The organism is Ruegeria sp. CDSC054, assembly GCF_059610645.1.
Genome location: NZ_JBXWOA010000024.1, coordinates 1 through 25,541 on the forward strand (window position 1 = coordinate 1; position 25,541 = coordinate 25,541).

Genomic DNA, 25,541 nt, shown 5'->3' on the forward strand with positions numbered 1-25,541 from the left:
TGACTTCGGAGAGAACCAAGACCCCGGCGGACAACAAATCCAACGCCCTTGACAATACCGCGATCAGAGAACCGCTTCCCGCCCTTCGTGACGGATGCCGCACCTTTCATGAATGAGCAGATTGGGCTCGAAGCAGACATGCGGCAGTGCAGCGGTCGAAGGTTGAGCCTGTTCCCGTAAGCAGACTTTAGGAAAAACGAGATGACCCGGCGATTTCATCGGCTTGGCCAATCGTGCTGACATTCGTCTTCCACAAGCCACCCTTCGCACAAACCGGGCTGATCGACGGCTCAGAGCCCAAGAATACCGGATGCTGCACCTCGCACCAATGGCTTGGAATCGCGGAAAGCCGACATTGGCTCCAATCAAGGCGGCACATTACCGGGCATTCATTTGTGATGCCCAAAAAATTTCTGATTTCAACGAACCGGTCGTTCGTTCATGAATCTCAGAGCTTCGCAAGAGGTAGCCTGAAAACAGAAGGATACACACGCGCTGCGTCAGGAAAAGTGTTCTTCCAGATGTCATTTATGATAACGGGCGAACTTGGAAAAGATGGCGCGAGACATTTGCTACTATACCTGAATCCTATGCGGTTTCGGCGCAGCAGACGTGTCGCAGAACCTGCGCGACGTTGCTCATGAAGGTGTCATCATACCCGGCGTCGTTTTCGAGAACGCTCAGGAACGCGCATGACGTGCCAGTGACCGTGTCCACCATCAGGAACTGGCCACCGTAACCGGCATGCGCAACCACCCGTCCGTCGGTCATGATATGGTTGGAGTAGCGCAGCCATTCTTTTGGCGGTGTCAGAGATGGTGCTGAGCGGGTCAGGCTTTGGCGGAGGAAATTTGCATTGGCACATGCGTTTCCAGACAGATCAAGACCGCCGCGCGCAAGAAATAGGCCAAACCGTGCGAGATCCCGAGCACTCAGGCAACCCCCACCGGAAAAGGCAGGGAAACCATCTTTGCTCAGGCTGATGTGAAAGGCGCCCTCGTAACCAACGGCATCTGCAATCCGTTCAATTTGTGCTGTAAGTGGGACGGGGCAAACCTGCGCTGCGATCAATGTCAGCACATCTGTGTTGGCCGACTTGTACTCCGCTACTGTTCGCGCCTCTGTCTCTCTGAACCCCCTAATTCTGGAAGCAAAGTCCTTGAGCGAGATTTCCTCCTGATCCTCGGTGGGTAGGCGCCAGCCCAGGGCAATCTCTTCATCATAGCAATCCGCATGCGGGTCATCATAGTCTTCGGTAAAATCATTGCTGACTGCCATATCCAGGAGAGCCTGAACGTTAACCTCGCGGTAGCCAGATCCAATATCGGGCAAATACTGTGCAACCTTTGCGTCAGGCGAGACGAACCCTTGGCCGATCAACTGTCCCATAATCAGGTGAATGTGCAGTTTTGTAATGGATTGGATCGAATGCGGTCGGTCTGTCCCAAAATCTGGTGCGGCCTGTTCCATGATCACCTGCCCGTCCCGTAGGCAGCAAAACGCAGAGAAGGCGGGATGTGCCAGAAGGTCCGCCAACGCGGGCACGGTTGCTGTCAGGTCCTGGTGGGCCTCTTCGAGCATCAACACATTTCGCGAACGCACCATCAGGGTGCGTCGGAACAGGCGGTGCGCGTTGTGAAATCCATGGCGGCGGTGGGCAGGCTGATTCCAACGCTGCTTGTTGTCTGGCCCCACGGTCAGATCGGGGTTGGGGGCTACCTTCAACCTGCTCATGTGCAATTCTCGTGGATCAACGCGTCGACGGCGACAACGTGGTCAGCATAGACAAACATCGGATTGATCTCAATTTCGCTGACCTTTTCGCGGACCTGCAGGAAAGCATCACAAAGGTCGTTCAGCACGGTGACCACCTTGTTTATATCGGCGCGTGGACGGCCTCGAAAGCCTTCCAACAGGTGAAAAATCTTGAGCGATTTCAGAGCACTGGCGATATCGTCCTGCGTGGAGGGCAGAAGGACCGTTGTGGCATCCCCAACCAGTTCGGTCAAAACTCCGCCACTGCCCAGCACCAGTGCTGCGCCAAACTGCGGGTCATTGCGCAAGGTGACAATCATCTCTGCAACAGGCGTGGGCGACATGGCCTCAATCAGGTAGCTATCGCTCACGGCCTGCTTATCATAGGCAGTGACAGCCGTGTTCATTTGATCAAGTGCTTGCTTTAACGCGGCGCCATCGGCAATGCCCAGAGCAACCGCGCCTGCCTCACTCTTGTGGGCCAGCCGGGTAGACATCATCTTGAGCGCGACCGGATAGCCGATCTTTTTTGCGGCCACCTCGGCTTTTTGAGCCGTCGTTGTCCGGCCCGAAGGGACCGTGAAACCGCGCTCTGCAAGCCAGGCCTTGCCCGCGTCCTCAGTCAGCATGCCGAGTGAGCCAGGCGGGGTTCCGGCAATCAGTGGCTCCGGCCTTGTCGCCAGAATGCGATTACGTCGCGCGGCCCAAATGCTGGCGCTTTGCATGGCGTTGAGCGTTTCGTGAATGCCCTGCATCGGCGCGACTCCGATCGAGATCAGATAACGGCGGGTGACCTTGTCCAGATTCTCCGGCAGGGTCGCACAAATCGCTGCCGGGATTCCGCGATCGCAGGCAGCCTGTGCAAAGGCGCTGGCATCGTTTTGGTAATAGATCTTGGAGGCATCTAGCCCTTCTGCAGGATAGTCCTGCACCAGAACTGCCGCTTCGGCCCCTACGGCGTCCATCGCTTTGACGAAGACCGGATAGGTCAATTCGGCCTGCCCCCAGATCGGTGTGGTGTAATCCAGCGGGTTTGACACTGTTGCGATGTCTGGCAGCAGATCCACCAGGGCCGCATGCTCCGTTGCGCGGACAGCCGAGAACGTGAGCCCGATCTTTTCCGCGTGATCGGCCAGCATCGTCGCGCCGCCCCCCGAACAGGTGAAACCCGCAACGCTTGGCCCCTTGGGCGCGCCGACCACACAAAGGTACTTCAGCGTTTCCAGAAACTGCGCGGGGCTGGTGACACTGATCACGCCCGTGCGCGCAAACAACGCCTCATAGAGCGCGTCTGACCCCGACAGCGATCCCGTGTGACTGACAGTCAGAGCTGCGCCGATTGAAGAGCTGCCTGTCTTGAGCGCAACCACAGCCACGCCTCGCTCAATGGCTTTCAGGGCGGCGCGTTCAAAGGCGGGAATATCTTGAAGGCCCTCAATATGCAGCCCGATAGCACGCACTGCCGGGTCATCAGCGAAGGCGTCAAGAAAGTCCTCTAACCCCAGAACCGCCTGATTGCCTGCCGATACCATATATGCCAGTGGCAAGGAGCGCGCAGACATGGTGATGTCAGAGGAAAACATGCCCGATTGGGTGACAATCGCTGCACCGTAACCGGGTGACCAGCCACCGTGTTCGAAAGACCAAAGTGCTGCGTTGTCGATGTAGTTGATCAAACCGTAACAATTGGGACCGATGAGGGCCATGTCACCGGTTGCCTCGATCAGCGCCTGTTCTGCCGCCGCATCGCCGGTTTCCTTGAATCCTGCAGAAAAACAGACCACGCCACCGACGCCCATCTCAGCCAATTCGCCCAATGCGGCGACAATACCACCTGCGGGAATGGCCAGATAGACAGCATCAGGCGCTTCAGGCAGATCAGCGATACAGGGCACGCAAGGCACCCCCTTCAGATCTGTTCGCCTGGGGTTCACCGCCCACATTTGCCCTGCAAACCCACGCCTGCGCGCCTCTCTTACGGCAATGGTCGCATCCCGCCCGCCGATAAAAGCGATGGAGCGCGGCTTGAGAAGCCGCTCAAAGTTGGCGCGTCTCTTTGGGGTCATGCACCCAGGGGCCGCAGGATGGAGCGTGTGATGATGTGGCGTTGAATTTCAGAGGTGCCGTCCCAGATCCGCTCAAGTCGGCTGTCGCGCCAGAAGCGTTGGATCGGCATTTCCTCCATCAGCCCCATGCCACCGTAGATCTGCACCGCATCATCGGCGATCTTGCCCAGCATTTCTGAACAAAAGACCTTGATCATCGCCGCATCCGCATCGCTCATCACGCCCTGTTCGGCACGCGCCACGGCGTCTTTGACCATTAGGTCGGCTGCGCGCAATCCAATAGCGCCATCTGCAAGCCGGAAACCGGTGGCCTGAAACGCCCCGATGGGTTTGCCAAACTGCTTTCGGGACGCGGCCCATTCGGTGGCCATCTCCAGTATGCGCTCCGCCTTGCCACAACAGGTCGCCCCCACCCAGATGCGCCCCATGCCCAGCCATTTGCCAGAGAGTTCAAGACCACGCCCTTCTTCCCCCAGCACCTGCCCCGGACCAAGGCGCACATTATCGAAGTGCAGTTCAAACGTCTTGTAGCCGCGATAGCTGACACATTTGGTGCCTTCGCGGCAGTCAAAGCCCGGTGTGCCAACGTCCACCAAAAAGGCCGTCACCCGTTTGCGCGGTCCACGTGGCGTTTCGTCAGCACCCGTCGCAGCAAAAACGATCGCAAAATCGGGCATACAGGGGCCAGAGATGAAATGCTTTGAACCATTCAGGATCCAGTCATCTCCATCCCGCCGGGCGTTGGTTTTCATACCCATTACGTCCGACCCCGCGTCCGGTTCCGTCAGGGCGAACAACTCTCGTTTTTCACCGCGCACCGCGGGGAAAAGGTAACGTTCGCGCTGATCGCCCTCGCAAGCCATGAGCAGTTCCGTGGGACGCGCAGCCCAGCTTTGCAGGGCATGGCTGGTCTTGCCGTACTCGCGTTCAATCAAGGACATAGGCCCGTAACCAAGGCCTCCGCCCCCGACCTCTTCGGGCAAGTTGCAGGCAAACAGTCCCAACTCCTGGGCCTTCGCCTCAATCTGACGGCCAATCTCTTCGGGGACATAGCCCATCTGGTCCACTTCCTCCTCGTGTGGATACATTTCTGTTTCCACAAAGCGGCGGACGGTGCTGATCAGCAGGTCGGTTTCAACACTGGCTTCCATGTTCATAAGGCGCCTCCTTTATGGGGCTTCGGACTTGTCGTTACGACGGGACATGATCGAAAAGATCACGAAGGCAATAAGCGTGATGGCGATCAACACCACAGCGGCGGCGGCTACCGTCGGATCGGTGTTTTCGCGGATGCCGTTCCACATGCGGCGCGGCAGGGTGTAGACGGTGTATTTGGAGATGAACAGCGTCACGACAATTTCATCCCAGCTGAGAATGAAGGCAAAAAGCGCTCCGGCAAAGACCCCCGGTTTGATTGAGGGCAGGATCACCAGGCGCATTGTGGTCCAGTTCGAAGCACCAAGGTTCTTGGAGGCTTGTTCCAATTTGGGATCAAAGGTCGCCAGCGAGGCGCTGACTGTGATCAGCACCATGGGGGCTGCCAAGATCGTATGCGCGAGGATCAGCCCGGCGTAGCTGTCCAACAGGCCAAGCGGGATCCACAGTCGATAGAACGCCATGGCAGAAATGATCTGCGGGATGATCAGCGGCAGCAGCAGGAAGGCGCGCATCAGCTCGGAATACTTTGAGGATACCCGCCACAGGCCAATGGCACAGAGCGTGCCAAGGAATGTTGCCAGCAGTGAGGTCGAGACTGCGATCACGCCACTTTGGAAAAAGCTCGACAGCCATTCCTCGGAAGTGAACAGCTTTTGAAAATGGCGCAGGGACAATTCGCCCTTTGGCATAGACAGAAAACGCTTTGGCGTCAGTGATACGGGAATGGCGATCAGCGCGGGCGTCACCAGAAACAGCAACAAAACCCATGCGCCCACGCGGTTGAACTTGGAGAACAGACCTGATGTCATCGTGCAGCCCCCCCAAACACGGTGCTGAGCTTCATGAAACGCGACATGATCCACAGCATCGCCAGAACGCCCGTCAGCATGATTGCCGCCAGCATCGCGGCTGTGCCCCACTTCAGGGTGACCAGCAATTGCACAGAAATGTACTCTGCCACCATGAGCACTTTGCCACCGCCTAATACGGCAGGGGTGACGTAAAACCCAAGGCTCAGGATGAAGACCAGCAGGGTCGAAGCCACCAACCCTGGCAGGGTCAGTGGCAGGTAAATGCGCCAGAAGGTCTGCGTGCTGCTGGCGCCCAGATTGCGCGAGGCATCCATCACACGCGTATCAAGCGATTGCATCGAGACCAGCAGTGGCAGTACCGCATAGGGGATCATGTAATGCACCATGCCGATCAGCACGCCCAACTCATTGCGCATAAAGGCGATGGGCTCGGCAATCAGTCCAATGTTTTCCAGCGTACCGTTCACCAACCCTTTGCGCCCCAGCAGCATCAGCCAGCTAAAAGTGCGCACAAGGATGGAAATCCAAAAGGACACAAGAAGCAACGTCAGCATATAGTTCTTCTGGCGTTGGTGGCAGTGCACCATGGCATAGGCGATGGAATAGCCCAGCGTGACACTGAACATCGTGGTGATGATGCAGATGCGCACCGTAGTCCAGACAATGCGGATCAGCGCATCGCTTTCCGCCAGTTTGGCGTAATTACTCAATCCAGGTTCCGGGTCCGTGACGCTGAGCCACAGGATGTTCAGGATCGGCCCCAGATAGAGCGCTATGACCATCAGCATCAAAGGTGCGATGATCAGCCAGCCGGGGTGGATATGTCGGGTGAAGGCTTGCATGAAATGTCCTGGGCCAAATCGATGGCCGCCCGCAGGAAGACACGGGCGGCTATCAGGCGTGTTTAGCTGATCGCCTCAAGGAAGGCGTTCACCGCATCACCGCCGTTTTTCCCCCACCAGTCGGGATCGTTATAAACGATTTTGTCGATGTTCATTGCCGAGGTGATCGCATAAGGCTGCTGATCTTCGGGGATCTGGCCGAAGGCTTCGGGGTTAGAGGGCGTCATACCAAGGCAATCAAGCAGCGCCAGCTGTGCAGGCACCTCTTGCGCTGTGGCGATGAAGTCCATTACGGCCGCACCTGCGGGGTTGCCCTTGGGCACGATATAGGCCCCCGGCATCGCCATGGCCTGATTGTTCACCAGCTTGTAGCGCCCATCGGTGTCATTTTCGATGTTACGTCCCCGGTTCTGCCAGACCATGCCGAGCGAGACTTCGCCATTCACTACCATGGAATGCGCCTCGGACCCTGAGCCCCAGTAAAGGCTGTTGTCCTTGATCGATTTGATCTTGGCGAGGGCGCGATCCATGTCCAACGGGTAAAGCGCATCGCCCGCAACGCCATCCGCCATAAGTGCTGCTTCGAGCGAGCCATTGGCCCATTTGTACAGCGAGCGCATGCCCGGGAATTTGGCGGTATCAAAGAAATCCGCCCAGTTCTGCGGGGGATTATCGCCATAGGCTTCGGTGTCATAGACAAAGGCATAGCCATAAAGGATGATCGAAACCCCATATTCCAGCGCATAGCCTGGCAGGGTCTTTTCCTTGGAAACAACAGAGTAATCAATTGGTTCCAGATGGCCTGTTGGCCCAAGGGACACGGCATTGAAAAGGTCTGCGTCCGCAACGTCGGCAGTGACATTGCCGCTGTCGACCATTTCCTTGATCTTGCCTTCCAGAGGGCCGGAGGTGTCAAATTTCAGTCCCTTGCCAGTCTTGGCGGTGAAGGCATCGCCAATGGCGGAGCCGTGGCATTCTTCAGACTGGCCACCCCAGTTCCACATCACCACGTGATCAGCAGCGGCTTCGGCATCACCTGCCATCACGGCGCTCATCGCCACGCCCGAGGCACCACAAAGCGCCAGGAACGTGCGGCGATCCATGCGGCCTTTCTTGTAGGCCTGCGCGCTGTCTTGCAGCATCTCTTTCTTGAATTGTCTATCGTGCATTTTCATCCTCCTATTGGGTTCGGGAGTTCCCGGACTTTTGCTCAATGGCACCTTTTGGCGGCACACGTTTTTGGGGCTTTAGCCCGTTTGTAATTCCACAGCAGCTTCGTCTTTCCACAACAGGTCCACGGTATCGCCTTCGTTCAAGGCTTCGCTGTTGCGCCAGACATCGATGTCCACTTCGATTTCGGTACCATCGCTGGCATCCACGATGACGCGCTGCATTGAACCAAAGTAGGTAATAGAGCGCACCACCCCACTCGTCTGTGCCTCCGCATGGCCCGCGCCTTTGCGCAGGTCGATTTTTTCGGGACGCAGGGCGTAAGTTTTGCCGTCTTGCTGAATGAAGTTGGATTTGCCCAAGAAACTGGCCGTGAACTGGTTCACTGGCCGCTCATAGAGCTCCTGAGGCGTACCAATCTGTTCAATCGCCCCGTCGCGCATGATCACGATGCGGTCCGACATGGACAGCGCTTCTTCCTGATCATGGGTGACGTAGATGAAGGTCGTGCCAACTCGGCGGTGAATATCCTTGAGTTGCTCCTGCACCTCGACCCGCAGTTTCTTGTCAAGCGCGCCAAGCGGTTCGTCCAACAGCAACACCGGTGGCGCAAAACACAGCGCACGTGCCAGCGCGACGCGCTGTTGCTGCCCGCCGGACAGCTGCCCCGGCTTGCGGTCCGCGAAATCCTGCAGCTGAACCAATTCCAGCATCTCGTCGACCCGCGCCCTAATCTCTGACGTGGGACGTTTGCGCACACTCAAGGCGTATCCGATGTTGTCTCGCACGCTCATATGGGGGAACAGCGCGTAGCCCTGAAATACCATGCCAAAATTGCGTTTTTCCGCGGGGGTTTGCGCGATGGAGGACCCATCCAGCGCAATGTCCCCTTCAGAGATATCGAGGAACCCCGCGATCATCATCAACAGCGTGGTCTTGCCCGACCCCGAGGGGCCCAGCAGAGTCAGAAACTCACCTTTCTGAATATCCAGACTGATGTTGTTGACTGCCCGGAATGTCCCGAACAGTTTCGAGACATTACGCACCTGCAAACTGCCTGTATCGGCGAGGTCAGCCATCCGCGCCTCTCAACTTCAGCTTGTTGCGCGCCTCTTGCGGGGTCAGCACACGCCCCCCCATGCGCTCAATGATCTCGCGGGCACGGGTGACAAGCTGGCCGTTGGTCGCCAGAACCCCGCGCTCCAAATAGATGTTGTCCTCCAGCCCTACGCGCACATTGCCACCCAACGCGACAGAGGCCGCTGCCATGGGCATTTGACCGCGTCCAATCCCGAAGCTGGCCCAGCTGGCCCCGGCAGGCAGTTGCGCTTTCATGGCAGCCATGGTTTCGACGGTCTGATCCGCGCCCCAGGGAATGCCCAGACAAAGCTGGAACATGGGAGGCGCATCAATCAGCCCCTCATCCACCATCGCCTTGGCGAAGCGGATATGGCCAAGGTCAAAGACTTCCAGTTCCGGCTTCACCCCCCATTCCTGCACCAATGCCGCCATACGCCGCAGTGTTGGCGGGGTAGAGATATAGATCATGTCCGTGTCAGAGAAATTCAGTGTCCCGCAATCCAGTGAACATATATCGGGCAAGCATTCCTTGATGTGAGCGAGCCGTTCCTCGGGGCCGATCATGTCCGTGCCGGGGCCCGGCATCGCTGGGTTGGCCGGGTCCGAGATCCAGTCGCCGCCCATCCCGGCGGTCACATTGATCACCACATCGGTGTCACTGTCGCGCACCCGGTCCACGATTTCCTTGAAAAGCTTCGGGTCGCGTGAGCCTTGGCCCGTCTCGGGATCACGCGCGTGAATATGCGCGGCGGAGGCCCCTGCCTTGGCCGCCTCAATCGCCGCATTAGCGATCTCTTTCGGCGTGACGGGCACATGCGGACTTTTGCCCGTGGTATCGCCCGCGCCAGTCACGGCGCAAGTCAGGACAACCTCATAGTTCATCTGGCAAACCCCCTATTTTTTTCAGCTTGACGCGGGAAAGGGTAAGAAAGATGTCGATTATCCGACAGTCTTTCGGCTATGCTGGCGAAAAATCGCACTATGCAATCTGGACTTTAGCTCATGCAAATCGACATGACCCAGCAGACGCCCCGCGCTGTGCATCATGCCATTTTTGTGGTGGTCCCACGGTTCAACATAACCACATTGATCACCATGACCGAAACGATGCGGATCGCGAATTATCTTTCGGCAGAGCCCCTGTTTTCTTGGGACATCGTGTCCTTTGACGGCACTGAAATCGTGGCCAGCAATGGCATGACAACCCGCGTTTCAGCAGAGCAGGACAACCTGCCGCCAGCGGATTACATTTTTGTTTTGGGCAGCTGGGGGACGGAGCATTACGATAACCGCGCGCTTACCGCTTGGCTGCGCAAGCGCGCGCGGGCGGGGAGCAGTATCTGCGGGGTTGAGCTTGGCTGCTATATTGTCGCGCGGGCGGGTCTGTTGGACGGAAAGCCGGCGACGATCCACTGGTCCTGGCTCAGCGGTTTTCGCGAAAGCTTTAACCGGGTGGATGTGCAGGAATGCCTGTTCACCATCGAGGGCAAGATCATGACCTGCTCGGGTGGGCTCGCGGGCGTGGATCTAATGCTTCGTTTGATCGAGCGCACCCATGGCAGTGGCTTTTCGGGCGAAATTGCCGATCAAATGTTGCATCACCCGATCCGCAACGCGGGTGCGTCACAGCGGTCCACCATGGGGCGCAGCACGGAGACCATGCTGCCGCTGGTGCGTGAGGCGATGACGCTGATCGAAGGGAACATAGAAGAACCGCTCAGCGTGCCGGAGATCGCTGATAAGCTGGATGTCTCGCAGCGACAGCTAGAGCGGAAATTCAAGAAACACGTCGGTTGCACTGTGGTGCAGTTCGGTTTGTTGCGACGGTTGCAGAATGCGCGGTTGCTGCTGATCTCCACCGATCTCAGCGTGCGCGAGATTGCCACCGCGTCAGGGTTCAACACCCTGTCCCATTTTGCCTATTCCTTTGGCAAATTCTTTGGTCGCCGCCCTTCGGAATACCGAGAGGCATGGCCTGCAAATGAACCGGCGCCGAGTTGGCCCGGTTCCCTGTCAGATTTCCTTTCAACGCTTAAGGAGATTCCGGGCCGTCCCTAATCCAACCGCGCCTCGCGCAACGCGCGCAACACTGCGACAATCTCTCGATCGCGCTGCGCGGCCATATCCTCAAAGTGGCGATCTCCGGCGATGTCATTGCAACCATCGACCATGCGGCCACGCAGCTCTCGGGTGAGTTCTGGTGCCTCCAGCCGAGTCCAGGGCAGCTTTAGCGCGGGGCCAAACTGATCCAGATTGGTCGCCATGCCGCCCGCGCCACAGGCCACGTGAAAGGCCATACACTGACCTTGGGACACCATGCGCGGCGCAGGCCCATTCATCAAGGCAATGTCGATGTCTTCCGGCGTCGCCTCGCCATTGGCAACCATGTGCAAGGCCTCGCGCCAGAGCGCTTCTTGCAGGCGCGTCGCGACGAAGCCGGGGATTTCTTTTTTCATCAACAGCGGCGCTTTGCCCGCAATTTCGTAAAACTTCCCGGCCCATACCACGGCATCCGGCGCAGTTTTGTCACCGCCCACAATCTCGACCAGCGGCAGCAGGTAGGGCGGATTGAACGGGTGTCCGATCACGCAGCGTTCAGGGGTCGCGCATTTGGCTTGGATCTCGCTCATTGTCAGACCGGAGGTTGAGGAGCCGATGACAACGTCAGGCGGCAGCACCTCTCCCATCTGTGCGTAAAGCGATTGTTTGATCTCCAACCGCTCCGGTGCACTTTCCTGCACGAACTGCGCACCCTCCAGCGCCTGTTCAAGGTCGGTGACAATGCGGAGACGGTCCAAAGACGCGCCCTCAGCCAGCCCCAGATCCGTCAGACTGCCCCAGGCGGTGTTGAGGATCGAATGGAATGCTTCAGTTTCACTGGTGTCATGCAGATAGGCCGTCACATCATAGCCACGGGCCAGAAAATGCGCCGCCCAGCCGCCGCCAATTGGGCCCGCGCCAATGCTGGTGATGCGGGTGACGCTGATAGGATCAGGATACATCATTCACCTTTGAAGTTGGGTTCGCGCTTTTCCACGAAAGCCGCCACCCCTTCGGCAGCATCATCTGATTTGAGCATCTTGCGATAGATCGGCATCGGGTCCGTACGCATCTTGTGAAACGCCTGCTCCAGTGGCACGCATTCGATTTCGCGCTGCACCTCTTTGACGGATTGCATCGCAAGCGGTGCCGACCAGGCAATCGAAGCCGCCCATTCGCGCGCAGCATCCATCAACTGCTCTTTCGGCACCACCTTGTTGACCAGCCCATAGTGCGCTGCTTCCTGCGCGGTCATGCGGCGGCCCAGCAAGAACATCTCCATCGCAATGTTGTGCGGAATGCGGCGCGGCAATCGTTGCAGCGCGCCCGCGTCCGGCACGATGCCTAGGGGCATTTCCGGCAGCCCGAATTCCACGTGATCGGCGGCGATCAGCAGGTCGCACCCCAACGCCATCTCGAACCCGCCACCAATGGCCAACCCATTGATCGCAGCAATTACGGGCTTGTTCAGCGCCCAGTTTTCAGTGAGCCCGGTGAAGCCGCCAAAGCCGTAGTCATCGGTCTCCCACCAATTATCGAGCTGCATCTCTCCGTCATTGAGCGCCTTTAGGTCCCACCCAGCCGAGAATATCTTCTCTCCACCACCGGTCAGGATCGCGCAGCGCAGATCCTTGTCTTCGTGCAGCTCCTGAAAGGCTGCAGCCAGCGCCTGTGACGTGGGCACATCAATGGCATTCACCTTGCCGCGCTCCAGCGTGACTTCCAGAACATGACCCTCGCGGTGAACCTTAACGCCGTCTGACATCTGTTTATCCCTCTTTGAATTCTGGCATTACTTCGTTGACGAACATGCGCAGGGATTTCTGTTGTGAAGCGTGATCGAGCCCCATGGAGGCGTAATAGATGTACTCATTCACACCCAGCGCCTGATAGCGCTTCAGCTTTTCGATGACCCGGTCGGGAGAACCGAACATCAAGTTCTCCTCCAACATCACGGGGTCGTATTGTTCCCGTCCCTCCAGTTCATCCAGCGGGATGGAGGCGGGGAAGCCGTCCTTCACATCGCCCAGATTGCGAAACAGGTTTTCGAACTGGCTCAGCAGGCGGCGGATCGCCCGCATCGCGTTTTCACCATCGGCTGCGTTGTCATAAACGCATGAATGGCGCATCAAGGCGAAGCGTGGCACCCAGCCGTTGTCGGCCTTTTCAATCGCCTCATCCAGTTGTTTCTTGTAGAGTTCGGCCTCTGCAAAGGGACGTGTGAACGGCCAGCAGTTCACATGGCACCTTTCCCGCATAGCGTAGTCATAGGTGATGGGTGAGCGCGCAGAGACCCAGACCGGCACCTCCTTCTGAAGCGGCTTTGGCACTGAGGTCGAGGTCGGGAATTGCCAGTATTCCCCGTTGTGTTCGTAGTCGCCCTTCCAAAGCTCACGCACCGCAGGCAGCATTTCCTGCATGTAACGCCAGGCATCAGATTGCTTGAGCCCCGGTCTCATTCGGTCAAACTCGCGCTGATAGGCCCCCGAACCGATGCCGAATTCCAACCGCCCGCCGGTGATCAGATCGGTGAACGCCGCTTCGCCCGCCAGGTTGATCGGGTGCCAATAGGCCGCCGTCGCAACGGCCGTGCCCAGACGGATGCGGCTGGTTTCGGCAGCCCACCAAGTAAGGATCTGGAAAGGGTTTGGCGCGATGGTCATTTCCAACGCGTGGTGCTCGGCGGCCCAGACGATATCAAACCCACCCTCTTCGGCGATCTGCACCATCTCCAGCGTGTGACGGGCGACATCCTGCATGTCCAGATTGTCGTCGATCCGCTCCATGTTCACGGCAAGTTGGAATTTCATTGTTCTCTCCCTCAACGCATTACAAACGGATTGGCCATCGGTTCATCAGACGTGTTCATCCAGATCGTCTTTGGGCGGGTATAGTCGTAGATCGCCTGGAACCCGCTTTCGCGGCCATATCCCGATCCTTTGTTGCCCCCGAACTCCGCAATCGGAGACACCACCCGATAGGTGTTCACCCAGACGATACCGGCACGCACTGCCCCCGCCATGCGCAGGGAGCGCGCGCTGTCGCGGGTAAAGATACCTGCTGCCAGCCCATGTTCGCTATCATTGGCCAATGCGAGCACCTCTTCCTCGGTTTTGAACCGCTGCACCGACAGAACCGGGCCAAACAATTCAGTGTCGACAATGCGCAGATCCTGACGAGGGACTTCGATGATCGTGGGTTCATAGAACAGGCCAGACATCCCCTTTGGCTGCTTGCCGCCGACCAGCACTTTGCCGCCTTCTGTTTGGGCATGCGCCACTTCTCGTTGGATATGCTCTAACTGTCCGGTGGTGCACAATGGCCCCATCTGGGTCTCATCCGCCAGCGGGTCCCCAATCACGATCTGGCGGGCCAGCGCGGTCATCTGCTCAAGGAATTGATCGGCAATGTCTTCGTGCAGGTAAAGCCGTGACCCAGCCACACAGCTTTGCCCCGTGGCGCCAAAGATGCCCGCGATAGAGGCGTTTACAGCGCTTTCGATATTGGCATCGTCAAAGACGATGAACGGGGATTTGCCCCCCAATTCCAACGACACTTCGGCAAAATTTCGTTTGACGTTCTCCAGCACATGCCGCGCGGCATTTGGCCCTCCGGTAAAGGACACACGGGCCACGAGCGGATGACCTGTGAGCGCACGGCCGCAGGGCTCCCCATGGCCGGTGATGATGTTGACGACGCCGGGGGGAATGCCCGCCTCTTCAATCAGCTTACCAAACTCCAGCATCGCCGCACTGGCATGTTCAGAGGCTTTCAGCACGACGGTATTGCCAGCCGCAAGCGCCGGGCCAATCTTGACGGCCACCAGAAACAGTTGCGAATTCCACGGCACCACGGCAGCCACCACCCCAAGGGGTTCACGCCTCGTGAAGACGAACATGTCGGGTTTGTCGATGGGCAGTGTTTCGCCGCTGACCTTGTCGGCACAGCCTGCAAAGAAGTGAAAGAACTCGGCGATATACGTCGCCTGCCAGCGGGTCTCCTTTAGCATCTTGCCGGTATCAATGGATTCCGTGCGCCCCAATGCTTCTGAATGTTCCGCCAGCAGATCGCCCAGCTTGCGCAGGCACTTGCCCCGTTGCGTCGGCGTCATGCCTGCCCAGGGTCCGGTTGTGAATGCGGCATGTGCGGCCTCAACTGCACGGTTCACGTCAGCCTCGGTCGCTTCGGGCACACGGCTCCAGACGTTGCCATCAGCGGGGTTCACGCTGTCAAAGGTGCCGCCGTCCTCTGCATCACACCACTGTCCGTCGATCAGCATTTGGTAGTTGGTGATTTCACCCATGGCCTGCATCCCCCCTCTGTTACCCTCTCATTCATCTCCGCTTTTGCGTCACATGTGCACGAAATTACGACAAAGGTTGTCGAAAAATCTGAAAGCGCTTTTGATGGATCAAGGCAGGCTTGCCGCAATGGAGGCCGTATTTATGGCGAAGAAAAAGCAAGTGATTGGCGGCCCGCTTGAAATTGGCGGGCGGGTCTTGTCCCTGTCGCGTGCCATACGGGCGGGTGATTTTGTGTATCTGACCGGGCAAATCCCCATGAAAGATGGCGCGCCTATGACCACCGGCACGGTAAAGGAGCAAACCCGCGCCGTGCTGGATGACATCACCGCCACGCTGGCGCTGGCGGACTGCACCCGCGATGATGTGATCAAAGCGATGGTTTGGTTGCGGGATCGCAGCGACTTTCCCGGTTTCAATGCGGTCTACGGGGAGTACTTTCCAATAGAACCGCCCACTCGGTCGGCGGTGGTCAGCGATCTGCTGGTCGATGTCCGGGTAGAGGTCGAGGTGGTCGCCTACCGCCCGTTAGACGATGCTTAAGGCGCCTGATGGTACTGCCTACAGCTGGGCTGGGCCTGGGGTTGGGCCGGTCGTGGTGATGATCCACGGCCTGGGTCTGAACCATGACTGTTGGCAGTGGACGACCCCCGCGCTGAGTGATCAATACCGCGTGCTGCACTATGACCTTTTCGGACATGGACAAAGTACACCGCCGCCCGCGAGGCCGAGTCTATCGCTGTTTTCGGATCAACTGGCGGCCCTACTGGATCACTGTGATGTCCGCTCAGCGACCTTGGTGGGGTTTTCCCTTGGCGGCATGATCGCGCGTCGGTTTGCGCAGGACCGTCCGGCCAGGGCGGACGCACTGGCAATCCTGCACTCACCCCACAAACGCACCGATGCGGCTCAGGCTGCTATTCTAAAACGTGTCGATCAAGCCCGCCGAGACGGACCACAAGCCACTGTGGAGGCCGCGTTGGAACGCTGGTTTACGGCAAATTTCCGACAGGCCAACCCGGCAATGATGGACACCGTGCGCGGCTGGGTAAAGGCAAACGACATTAGCATTTATCACACGATCTATCGTGTATTGGCGGATGGCATCGACGAAATCGTGGCCCCAACGCCGCCCATCAGCTGTCCTGTACTGGTGATCACCGGCGACGAAGACTATGGCAACGGCCCCGAAATGACCCGCGCCATAGCCGCAGAGATTGAGCAATCAAAGGCTGTTATCCTTTCGGGTCTCCGTCACATGGCGCTGGCCGAAAACCCCGACGCCGTGAACGCCCCCCTGCGCGGCTTTCTTGATGGTCTGGAAATGGCCATATGAGCACACAAATCCTGAAAGGTCTGCGCGTGCTGGATCTGAGCCGCATGTTATCCGGCCCTTACTGCACCATGCACCTTGCGGATCACGGTGCAGAGGTGATCAAGATCGAAGCGGGTACGGGCGATACGAGCCGTGGCAATGGCCCATTCCGCGACGATGATCCCGATCACAACTGGGCCGGTTACTTCGTCAGTTTGAACCGCGGCAAGAAGAGCATCCAACTGGACCTGAAATCAGATGGGGGAAAGAACCAGTTTCGCGCGCTTGCCGCCACTGCGGATGTCATTGTCGAAAACTTTCGGCCCGGCGTGATGGATCGCCTGGGCCTTTCTTATGAAACACTCGCCGAGCTGAACCCAAGAATCGTCTATGCGGCAATCAGAGGATTTGGCGATCCGCGCACAGGGACAAGCCCATATGCGCACTGGCCGTCCTATGACGTGGTAGCGCAAGCTATGGGCGGATTGATGTCCATCACCGGGCCGAACGCCGACAGCCCCACCAAGACCGGCCCCGGCGTCGGCGACATCTTCACCGGCATGATGATGGCTTTTGGCATCATGGCCGCCTTGCGCGAGGCGGAAGCAACCGGCAAAGGACAGTTCGTCGACGTGGCCATGTACGACGCCATGATCTCTTTGTGCGAGCGCATGGTCTACCTTCATGATTACACCGACAAGGTGCCGGGGCCCGAAGGCAACGGGCACCCCTTTCTCAGCCCGTTCGGATTGTACCCGGCAGCGGACGGGCACGTGGCGCTTGGCATCGTCGACGATGCGTTTTGGCGCCGTTTGACTGAGCTGATGGGGAAGCCTGCCCTTGGTACTGATCCCCGGTTTGCCTCGCGCAGCGCACGGGCTGCCCACGCGGGTGAGGTTGACCGCCTGGTCTCAGGCTGGTTCTCAAAGCTGAGCAAAGCTGAGCTGACCAAAACACTGGGCGGTGAGGTTCCCTTTGGCCCATTAAACACCATTCAGGACATTGCCCGCGACCCCCATATCGAGGCTCGTAAAATGCTCACACAGGTGCACGGCCCGGATGCTGAAACGAGGCCCTGGACGGTTGCCGCCAACCCGCTGCGCTTTGGCGCGCACGGGCATGGGACATTGAACCCGCCACCCGCTCTGGGGGCGGACAATGACGTGCTTGAGACCCTGACGCCAACCTCATCACCCATGGCACCGGAAACCAAGCGCACCCTGCGCGACGCCTTTGGGCGTTTCGCCACGGGGGTCACGGTTGTCACGACCCGCCAGTCTGACGGCACGCCGCGTGGCTTTACGGCAAATTCCTTCTCTTCTGTCTCGCTCGACCCACCACTCTTGCTGGTCTGCATCGGCAAGGCTGCACTTTCCTGCGACACATTCGCAACCTGTGATCATTTCACGGTCAACATTCTGGCAGATGATCAAAAGGAGGTTTCGGGCCTCTTTGCCTCGCAGTCGCCAGAGAAGTTCAACAGCGTCAAATGGCATCCCAATGCGCAAGACATGCCCGTTATCGATGGTGCCCTTGCCAGCTTTGGCTGCGCGCAACATAGGCTGGTGGATGCAGGGGATCATCTGATCCTTATTGGTTGTGTGCTCGACTTCGAGACATCCGATGGGGATCCTCTGGGGTACTACAAGGGCGCATACTTTGATCTTGGGTTGGACCGTGCGGTGACCGAAGCAGCAACCAAAGGTGATGTGACAATCGCGGCTGTTTTGGCACACGAAGGCGGGTTGCTGCTGAAAGAAGAGGCTGACGGAAGTGTGACGCTGCCATCCGCGTCCTCGACACAGGCCTTACTCAAGGCTCTGGGCGATGAATTGATGAAGGCAGAATTGACGCAACTTTATGCTGTCTATCAGGTCACGGAAACGGGTGCGCAACGCATCGTCTATCACGCGCGCGTGCAGGGCGATGCCGATACCGGGTTGACGTTTTTCTCCCTTGATATCTTGCCACTGTCGCGGGTGTCCGACGATGCCGAGCGTTCTCTCTTGCGCAGATACGCGCAAGAGCACCGGCATGGCACCTTCGGCATATATCAGGGAACCGAAGTCGAAGGCGTTGTGCACAGACTGTCCGGAAATCACAAATATCACATCTGACAGGAGAATTCCCATGATACCCGAACTGCGCAAAGTCATTACATTTGACGAAGACATCCATACCGAAGGCGGACGTGCCTCTGACCCTGTCTTGCGCATGATCGGAGTGGCAGCCGTAGTGGAAAACCCCTGGGCGGGGCGTGGGTTCGTCGAAGACCTGCAGCCAGAGATCCAGCGCATGGCTCCCGTTCTGGGCAAAATGCTGACCGATCGCCTGATTACATTGGCAGGTTCGGGCGACGCAATAGAGGCCTACGGAAAAGCCTGCATCGCCGGAACCAGCTGCGAAGTGGAGCACGCTTCGGCGCTGATCCACACTTTGCAGTTTGGCAATTTCTACCGCGAGGCCGTTGATGCCAAAAGCTATCTTGGTTTCACTAACACGCGCGGACCGGCAAACACCCAGATCCAGATCCCGTTGATGGACAAACATGATACGGGTCGGCGCTCGCATTATCTGACCGTTCAGTTTTCCATCTATGACGCACCTGATGTGAATGAACTTGTCGTCGCATTGGGGGCCGCGACCCGAGGACGTCCACATCATCGTATCGGAGATCGATATTCTGATCTTGCAGCCTTGGGGCGCGACGTAGAGAACCCTGCCGGTGTTTGAGCAGACGCGATCTGCACGCGATCAAACCAAGGCGTGCAATGACCTCGCCCAAACTATAGAGGTGGGTTTGGACTACCCTAGTGGGAATTTCCCAAGCTATGAATAAAAAGGCGAACGTCGGCTTCGGTGGCTCGATAGTTGCCCATCGCCCTCGCAGCGAAAGGCCACTTTAGCCCGACGTGCTTTTCGCTGCGGGTGCAAAGCACATGAAGCGGTCATTGAGAGCGAAAAACTTAACGGCAGGTCTGTCCGCAACTCAGACGCTCGATGCTCGCGCAGCGAACGACCGATTTTGAGTTGCCCCGATTTGGTAGACTTGAACGTCCGCTTTCGGGAAATCGCGCTGCAGTGCCGCGAACTCTCCGGTGATTTTGTTGGTGAGGAGGCGCGATGTTTGCGGCGACAGCATCCGGCAGCTTCGTCCGCACAGTGGACATTCAAGCAAGTTGCAGCAAACGACCGGTATGCGGACAAACCCGCCGTTCCCTGAGAAAACGGATAGGCATACCTTTTTAATGATCGCTTCCACGGTCTTTGGTCAATTCGAGATCTTAGTTACCGATCATTCCACTGCACGTTTACAGTTATTAGGCATGTTGCCGGTTCTAACAGTCTATGAACGTGGTAGTGTTTTCGAGCCAACTTGCGGGAAGTAACCATGAGTCAACGTCGTCTTGCTGCAATTGTGTCTCTCGATGTCGTCGGCTTCAGTCGGATGATGCAGGGCGGCTCCAAGCTACTTCTCAAAACACTGAACACCTTGTACCGCGATTTGGTAACGCCGATCGTTGAGCAAAAATCTGGCCGGGTGGTCAAACTGTTGGGCGACGGAGCATTGATTGAATTTCCGTCAGCAGGAAACGCCCTAGAAGCGGCAATTGCGATCCAAACCGAGCTAAGAGAGCCAGACCATCCCTATTTGGTTCCGGAACGTATCCAGCTTAGAGCGGGTTTGCATGTCGGCGACGTCACCGTCGATGGCGACGATATCTTCGGAGACGGCGTCAACATCGCTGCGCGGCTCCAATCGGCAGCTGAACCCGGGGGCATTCTGGTCTCAAAGGTACTTTGTGATCTTGCCGGAGCGGACTATGCCAAACGTTTGCGCCGAGAAGGGCTTCACACGTTCAAAGGCATTGAACAGCCGATCGAAGTTTTGTCGATCAACTTCACCGATGAACATGTGTCCAAATCGCGCGCTAACTTCGCCAAAACACAGGAAATTCGTTATTGCAAAACTAACGACAACATTAGTCTGGCCTGGAGCTCAGTTGGGGACGGTCCTCCGGTCGTAAAGGCGCCAAGTTGGATTGGACACTTGGAACTTGACTGGCGCAATCCGGGGAAAGCTCCAATTTACACTTCCATCGCTCAACGACATCGTTTGGTCCGTTTTGATGCCAGGCTCAACGGTCTATCCGACTGGGATGCAGAAACTTGCACGTTCGAACGGTTCGTTGATGACTTGGAAACCGTTTTCGACGCAGCGGGTATCAAACGCGCGCCGATCCTTGCGATATCGCAGGGGTCCGCAGTGGCAGCTGCCTTCGCAGCGCGCCGACCTGACCGTGTGTCTGCGATCGTAATGATAGGTGGGTTCCCTATTGGTCGGGCAAAAAGAACGTCGCAAAAAGATGTGGAACGCGCCAACGCAATTAAGCAAATGATGACTGCCGGGTGGGATGATGATTATCCGTCTCTGCGTGATTTAATGGCGCAAATCATCGTGCCGGGCGCGAGCCAAGAAGAACGGCGGCAATATGCCGAAGATATGCGCAAGATGATTTCACCCGAAAACATGGGGCGGTATCGCGGCGTGATTGATAACATCGATATCACACCGATATTGTCCGAGGTCGAAGTGCCGTGCCTTGTTTGTCATGGGACGAGTGACAGGATGCAGCCGGTCGAACAAGGACGGTTGTTTGCAAAAGGATTACCCAACGCGAAGTTCATCGCCTACGAAAGCTCGAACCATACCATCCCTGACAACGACCCGGAATGGCCGCGTTTTGAGAGGGACGCCTTGGCTTTCTTGGCTGAACACAGCTGAATTATTGCTCCAAGTGCCTTCGGGTCTGGCGCTATTTCTCTCAAAACAAATGCAACAAGAGTACTTCGCCAGATTAATGGAACACAGAGTTGCGATAAATGCAGTCAGGCTCTCCTACGCCCAAGACGTCGAGGGAGAGTCGGTGGTCTTTGTTCATGGATAGAATGCGGATCATCGGGTTTGGGATGCGCACCGTGATTTAATCGCCCCACATCCGATGCAGCTTCCCGCGAAAGTAGACGTTCAAGCAAGTTGTCGCGAATGTCTGCAACGCGGACTTTTCTGCCGTTCGCACTGTTCAGCCCAACTGGCGCTTTCGGCCCAAACCGGTCGCTCAACTATGGACTAGATTGCTGTAGTCGCAGCCCGCTTTCCGGACATTCGCTGCAAGCCTGCAGTGACAGGCGCCCCTCAGTTCAATCGTTGAGGCACCTGCGTCGCGTTGCTCCATTGCCGGGGCGACTGGCCGTACATCCGCTTAAATTCGCGGCTGAATTGAGAGGAGCTTTGATACCCCACATCCCATGCCGCCTCCGACACGGTCTTTCCTTCCGCAATCTTCATCGCAGCGTTGTTCAGCCGCATCGATTTGACAAACTGGATCGGAGACATTGTCGTGGCTTCCTTGAAGCGCCGATGGAAGACCGCGCGGCTCATACCAACGTGGTCGGCCATGTCGTCAATGGTGACCTGTTCGTTCAAGTGGGTTGAAAGGTAGTCGATTGTTCGCGCGATTTCGTTGCCGACGCCATAGGCCCGTCTTGCCGCCGCCCCAGCTTCGCCCATGAGAACCGCGTAATACAACTCGCGCAGTCGCCCATGTCCGAGCACCTCCAGGTCAACCGGATTGTCGAGCAACTCGAGAAGCCGCCACAGTGCCTGCGTGAAACCGACATCCCAGGACGCTAGTTCCAAAGCCGAAGGCGCATTCCCTTGCGGCTGTCTACGTCCTCCAGTGGCGGCCTCGATCTCCATCGTAAGCTCTCGCATCATGCGTCGATCTAATGTGATCATGACTCCCAGTAGCGGGTCCCTTTCAGAAGCTCGTGGTGCGCCTGCTTCGACCGGCAAAGTCATGGGGCAAAGCAGGTATTTGTCGCTTCCGTACACGTAATGCTGTCCGTCCAGTACGGCTTCCTTGGCGCCACTGAGAATGGCCACGACCGTGGGCTCATAGACGGCAGGAACACAAGGCACCGCCTCGGTCACCCGGAAAAGCTGGACGCCCCTTAGTGCGGTATCAACAAGGCCTGCATCTGGCAGACGGCGCTCGACAAGGTTTTTGATCTGGTCTTTGCTCATGCACTAAAGCTGGCAGGGAACTTTCTTCTTTGCAACGGGGTTGAGACGATTGGGCAAATAATCGAGAGGATATCGCCTGTATCTGTACCCAGTCAGATTCTATCTGTGCGTTCAAGCAATAACACCACAACCGCCGGCCAAGGCTGGAAGGAGATAGAATATGGCAGATACGACATTCGGACCTAAAGGTTGGACACCCGAGCGCCTCGGCGACCAGTCGGGCAGAACCTACATCATCACCGGTGCAAACGCTGGCGCAGGCTTTCAGGCCGCGCGCATCCTTCTCAAGAAAAACGCCAAGGTGGTCATGCTGAACCGCTCTACCGAGAAATCAGAGGCGGCAATCGCGGACCTGAAACAGGAATTCGGCGCGAAAGCAGATGTGAGCTTCATCCGCATGGACCTGTCCGTTTTGGATAACGTGCGCGAGGCTTCCGAAGAAGTTCTGAAGACGGTGCCTCGGATCGACGCGCTGATCAACAATGCGGCCATCGCTCAGGTGCCGACGCGCAAGCTGACCGTCGACGGGTTCGAAAGCCAGCTTGGCACCAACCACTACGGACATTTTCTGCTCAATGGTCTGCTCTTTGACCGCATCGCGGAATGCAAGGGCCGGATCGTGGTCGTTGCGAGCCTCGGCTACAACATGGGTCTCAAAACAATCAAGTTCGATGACATGAACTGGGGTGAGGGCTACGGCGCAAACGCCGCATATTCGCAGAGCAAGCTGGCGCAGATGATGTTCGCCTACGAACTGCAGGACCGTCTGGCCGCGGCGCGGCGCACCTATGTTGAGGTCTACGTTTGCCATCCCGGCTCATCGGCGACGTCTCTGATCACAACAAGCGGCAGCCGCACAATGCGTTTCATCTGGTGGCTGATGACCAAGACGCCGATGGTCCAGACCGCAGAACAAGGCTCATACCCTGAGGTCATGTGTGCCACCGAAGAGGCTCTGAGCGCGCAGCGCGCCCTTTATGGACCGACGGGCCGTCTGGAAGCGGTCGGCCCGGTCGGCAAAGGCACACTGAACGCGCATGCCCATGACAAGGCTGTTATGTCGCGTCTCTGGGAGGTGTCCGAAAAAGCAGTTGGGTTCGAGTGGAACCTCTGATCCCATTGCCACCGGAACCGGCAAAGCAAATGCAGATCGGTTCAGCCTAAAGGACGCGGAAATATGATCGCAGCGCGCAGTAAGGGTCGCTTTTTGAAAGACGGCCCTAGGCTCCAAAGAATGCTCAATTCCCCCTAACTCCAGTCAATTAGCCTCCGCCTCTTTGAACGTAAGTATTGCTGTAACGTTCGGCAACGTTATCTACGTCGCACGTCAAAGTCTCGCAGGCTTGTTTGAGGGCCAGATGCCTCAATCATACCTTGCATGATCAGATGCTGAAGCCTCCCAGATAAGAACACATCACCCAACAAGTTGTGTTCGTCGCATCGCCCCATGGCCGTACCGACAACGCGCGCAGCAGGTGTCCAGTTTGTTGCACAGCATGATAAAAGTAGACTGTCATAGAGATTGTCGGAAACATCGACGCTCTTGCCTGCTTCCCATATACGCAGTGTAGCACCACTGTCTCGCAGGCGCAGAAAATCAGAAGAAAGCGTTGCTCTTGTGACCGGGTCTACCGCTTCGCGTTGATCAAAAAGGCTCGCCAGTAAAGCCGGAGTTTGCGGACCTATATACGGCAGTGACTTTAAGCCAGTCGTTCCAACTCGGGTCACCGAACCTTTGAAAAGGCGCAGGCCATGACATGCCATCTCCAAAAACGTCCGCTCTGATGCATTCTCACCCGCCCATATGCAAACTTCCGGCGTGAGATCCTGCGTCAAATGGGCCGAGATCCGGTCGAAATCGACTAGTGACGGAAAGGGATCGTCAGGCAACTGGCCATAGTTTTGGAAAAGCTCTCTGAAATATGCCGCCCGCGATTGTTTGTCGTTCAAAGGCCCGTGGCTCAGATCATCATCGAACACATCCACGTGCCCTGTCAGGCCGTAAGTTGCAACTGCCGCGCGTAGACAACCTCCGGCACTTCCTCCCAAAACCAGATGTAGATATGCGGGCTGTGACATTGGTTACCTTTGGCTTAAGAGCGCGATTTGGGTTGTCAGGGGACACGTCCCGGCTTGGGGGCACGCAGCTTGAAGTAAATCATTTTCCGCGCAGTTTCCCAGTCTGAATTTTTCCACTTGCACATGAAACTTGCACTGCCGCTGTTTTTCGTAAGCCTTTCAAGATGTAAATATAGGACTGCCAGAGCAAAACGAGGGGTTTTACAATGGGTTTCACGCAATCGGTCATGACCTGCCTGTCCAAATATGTCGTGTTTTCGGGCCGCGCGCAGAGATCAGAATATTGGTGGTTTGTTCTGTTCGTCGTCCTGGTCAGCGTTGGGTTGGCGGTCAACTCATCGGTCATTAGTTTGTAGACAATTGTTCTCTTAAATTGCGCCGGCCAGAGCTTCTTCCCGGTTTTCGAAACTGGGATAGAATAGCCGAATGCATAGAAGACATCGCCGATCTTCTTATCGCTAGTTAGGCTGTTTGGGATGTATGCGTTCATTCTGCCTGTGTCCTTTTCAGGCATCATAGAACTTCGAGCAAGTTTTGATCAGGTGCGCTTTAGGGGGTCAGATGCAACGCTTACGATCGGTCGATCCGCACAGGGGCATTGGAGATCATTCGGGGCTTGATCGAACGTGTTACGATCCAACATGAACGGGATGGCGTGCAGATCGAGTTGGACGGTGCACTGGCAGCGATGATTAGCCTAGCCCAGAATGAACAAAGCCGCCTTGCGGCGGCTTGTTCGGTACTTTGTTCGACCCAAGTGGTTGCGGGAGTAGGATTTGAACCTACGACCTTCAGGTTATGAGCCTGACGAGCTACCGGGCTGCTCCATCCCGCG

Annotated in this window: 22 protein-coding genes and 1 tRNA gene; 7 read left to right on the forward strand and 16 right to left on the reverse strand. The window is 57.2% G+C overall.

Going from position 1 to position 25,541, the window contains the following annotated elements:
- Positions 1-588: 588 nt before the first annotated feature.
- The 8 genes from AC2FGC_RS23330 to AC2FGC_RS23365 form a co-directional block, all read right to left on the reverse strand.
- Entirely contained in the window at positions 589-1,734 is a 1,146-nt protein-coding gene (locus AC2FGC_RS23330; protein ID WP_282119703.1) for a serine hydrolase domain-containing protein, read from the reverse strand.
- A complete protein-coding gene (locus tag AC2FGC_RS23335) occupies positions 1,731-3,821 on the reverse strand; it encodes an acetate--CoA ligase family protein (protein ID WP_496783591.1) in 2,091 nt (696 codons plus the stop codon). The genes AC2FGC_RS23330 and AC2FGC_RS23335 overlap by 4 nt, the downstream gene beginning before the upstream one ends.
- Positions 3,818-4,978 carry an acyl-CoA dehydrogenase family protein gene (locus tag AC2FGC_RS23340; RefSeq protein WP_199913573.1) on the reverse strand — a complete coding sequence of 387 codons (1,161 nt, stop codon included), beginning with the start codon at positions 4,976-4,978 and terminating at the stop codon, positions 3,818-3,820. Before AC2FGC_RS23340 ends, AC2FGC_RS23335 begins: the two co-directional genes overlap by 4 nt.
- A 12-nt stretch (positions 4,979-4,990) precedes the next feature.
- A complete protein-coding gene (locus AC2FGC_RS23345; protein WP_108862254.1) occupies positions 4,991-5,788 on the reverse strand; it encodes an ABC transporter permease in 798 nt (265 codons plus the stop codon).
- The gene (locus tag AC2FGC_RS23350; RefSeq protein ID WP_058272685.1) at positions 5,785-6,633 is read right to left on the reverse strand and encodes an ABC transporter permease; all 849 of its coding nucleotides are present in this window, start codon (positions 6,631-6,633) and stop codon (positions 5,785-5,787) included. Before AC2FGC_RS23350 ends, AC2FGC_RS23345 begins: the two co-directional genes overlap by 4 nt.
- Positions 6,634-6,695: 62 nt before the next feature.
- Positions 6,696-7,802, reverse strand: a complete 1,107-nt coding sequence (locus AC2FGC_RS23355; protein WP_058272769.1) for an extracellular solute-binding protein — start codon at positions 7,800-7,802, stop codon at positions 6,696-6,698.
- Between the two features lie 78 nt (positions 7,803-7,880).
- On the reverse strand, positions 7,881-8,882 hold the full coding sequence (locus AC2FGC_RS23360; protein ID WP_282119701.1) for an ABC transporter ATP-binding protein: 1,002 nt from the start codon (positions 8,880-8,882) through the stop codon (positions 7,881-7,883).
- Entirely contained in the window at positions 8,875-9,765 is an 891-nt protein-coding gene (locus AC2FGC_RS23365; protein WP_058272684.1) for a beta-keto acid cleavage family enzyme, read from the reverse strand. The genes AC2FGC_RS23360 and AC2FGC_RS23365 overlap by 8 nt, the downstream gene beginning before the upstream one ends.
- A 132-nt stretch (positions 9,766-9,897) precedes the next feature.
- Here AC2FGC_RS23365 and AC2FGC_RS23370 point away from each other — a divergent pair, with 132 nt between their 5' ends.
- A complete protein-coding gene (locus tag AC2FGC_RS23370) occupies positions 9,898-10,941 on the forward strand; it encodes a GlxA family transcriptional regulator (RefSeq protein WP_496726481.1) in 1,044 nt (347 codons plus the stop codon).
- Here AC2FGC_RS23370 and AC2FGC_RS23375 read toward each other — a convergent pair.
- The 4 genes from AC2FGC_RS23375 to AC2FGC_RS23390 are packed head-to-tail and all read right to left on the reverse strand — an operon-like array spanning position 10,938 to position 15,226.
- On the reverse strand, positions 10,938-11,888 hold the full coding sequence (locus AC2FGC_RS23375) for a 3-hydroxyacyl-CoA dehydrogenase NAD-binding domain-containing protein (RefSeq protein WP_282119699.1): 951 nt from the start codon (positions 11,886-11,888) through the stop codon (positions 10,938-10,940). The two genes, AC2FGC_RS23370 and AC2FGC_RS23375, sit on opposite strands and share 4 nt — an antisense overlap.
- On the reverse strand, positions 11,885-12,688 hold the full coding sequence (locus AC2FGC_RS23380) for a carnitinyl-CoA dehydratase (protein ID WP_108862257.1): 804 nt from the start codon (positions 12,686-12,688) through the stop codon (positions 11,885-11,887). The genes AC2FGC_RS23375 and AC2FGC_RS23380 overlap by 4 nt, the downstream gene beginning before the upstream one ends.
- A 4-nt stretch (positions 12,689-12,692) precedes the next feature.
- The gene (locus tag AC2FGC_RS23385) at positions 12,693-13,733 is read right to left on the reverse strand and encodes an LLM class flavin-dependent oxidoreductase (RefSeq protein ID WP_282119698.1); all 1,041 of its coding nucleotides are present in this window, start codon (positions 13,731-13,733) and stop codon (positions 12,693-12,695) included.
- A gap of 11 nt (positions 13,734-13,744) precedes the next feature.
- On the reverse strand, positions 13,745-15,226 hold the full coding sequence (locus AC2FGC_RS23390; protein WP_282119697.1) for an aldehyde dehydrogenase: 1,482 nt from the start codon (positions 15,224-15,226) through the stop codon (positions 13,745-13,747).
- Between the two features lie 142 nt (positions 15,227-15,368).
- On the opposite strand from AC2FGC_RS23390, the gene AC2FGC_RS23395 reads away from it, so the two are divergent.
- The 5 genes from AC2FGC_RS23395 to AC2FGC_RS23415 all read left to right on the forward strand — a co-directional run bounded on the left by AC2FGC_RS23395 (position 15,369) and on the right by AC2FGC_RS23415 (position 21,325).
- Positions 15,369-15,767 (forward strand): RidA family protein, encoded by a 399-nt coding sequence (locus AC2FGC_RS23395; protein WP_282119696.1) that lies wholly within the window; start codon positions 15,369-15,371, stop codon positions 15,765-15,767.
- Between the two features lie 58 nt (positions 15,768-15,825).
- Complete coding sequence (locus tag AC2FGC_RS23400) at positions 15,826-16,560, forward strand: alpha/beta fold hydrolase (RefSeq protein ID WP_234416763.1); 735 nt, start codon at positions 15,826-15,828, stop codon at positions 16,558-16,560.
- The gene (locus AC2FGC_RS23405) at positions 16,557-18,656 is read left to right on the forward strand and encodes a CoA transferase (protein ID WP_282119694.1); all 2,100 of its coding nucleotides are present in this window, start codon (positions 16,557-16,559) and stop codon (positions 18,654-18,656) included. Before AC2FGC_RS23400 ends, AC2FGC_RS23405 begins: the two co-directional genes overlap by 4 nt.
- 13 nt (positions 18,657-18,669) lie before the next feature.
- The gene (locus tag AC2FGC_RS23410; protein WP_058272677.1) at positions 18,670-19,272 is read left to right on the forward strand and encodes an amino acid synthesis family protein; all 603 of its coding nucleotides are present in this window, start codon (positions 18,670-18,672) and stop codon (positions 19,270-19,272) included.
- Between the two features lie 658 nt (positions 19,273-19,930).
- Entirely contained in the window at positions 19,931-21,325 is a 1,395-nt protein-coding gene (locus AC2FGC_RS23415) for an alpha/beta fold hydrolase (protein WP_282169975.1), read from the forward strand.
- Between the two features lie 411 nt (positions 21,326-21,736).
- Here AC2FGC_RS23415 and AC2FGC_RS23420 read toward each other — a convergent pair whose 3' ends face one another.
- Positions 21,737-22,627, reverse strand: a complete 891-nt coding sequence (locus tag AC2FGC_RS23420) for an AraC family transcriptional regulator (RefSeq protein ID WP_496723427.1) — start codon at positions 22,625-22,627, stop codon at positions 21,737-21,739.
- A gap of 160 nt (positions 22,628-22,787) precedes the next feature.
- Here AC2FGC_RS23420 and AC2FGC_RS23425 point away from each other — a divergent pair, with 160 nt between their 5' ends.
- A complete protein-coding gene (locus AC2FGC_RS23425; RefSeq protein WP_282169977.1) occupies positions 22,788-23,741 on the forward strand; it encodes an SDR family oxidoreductase in 954 nt (317 codons plus the stop codon).
- A 197-nt stretch (positions 23,742-23,938) separates the two neighbouring features.
- Here the strand turns inward: AC2FGC_RS23425 and AC2FGC_RS23430 are convergent, their stop codons facing one another.
- The 3 genes from AC2FGC_RS23430 to AC2FGC_RS23440 all read right to left on the reverse strand — a co-directional run bounded on the left by AC2FGC_RS23430 (position 23,939) and on the right by AC2FGC_RS23440 (position 25,541).
- A complete protein-coding gene (locus AC2FGC_RS23430) occupies positions 23,939-24,706 on the reverse strand; it encodes a DUF3658 domain-containing protein (RefSeq protein WP_496783593.1) in 768 nt (255 codons plus the stop codon).
- A gap of 79 nt (positions 24,707-24,785) precedes the next feature.
- Entirely contained in the window at positions 24,786-25,196 is a 411-nt protein-coding gene (locus AC2FGC_RS23435; RefSeq protein ID WP_496783595.1) for a hypothetical protein, read from the reverse strand.
- Positions 25,197-25,464: 268 nt separating this feature from the next.
- Positions 25,465-25,541, reverse strand: a tRNA-Met gene (locus AC2FGC_RS23440).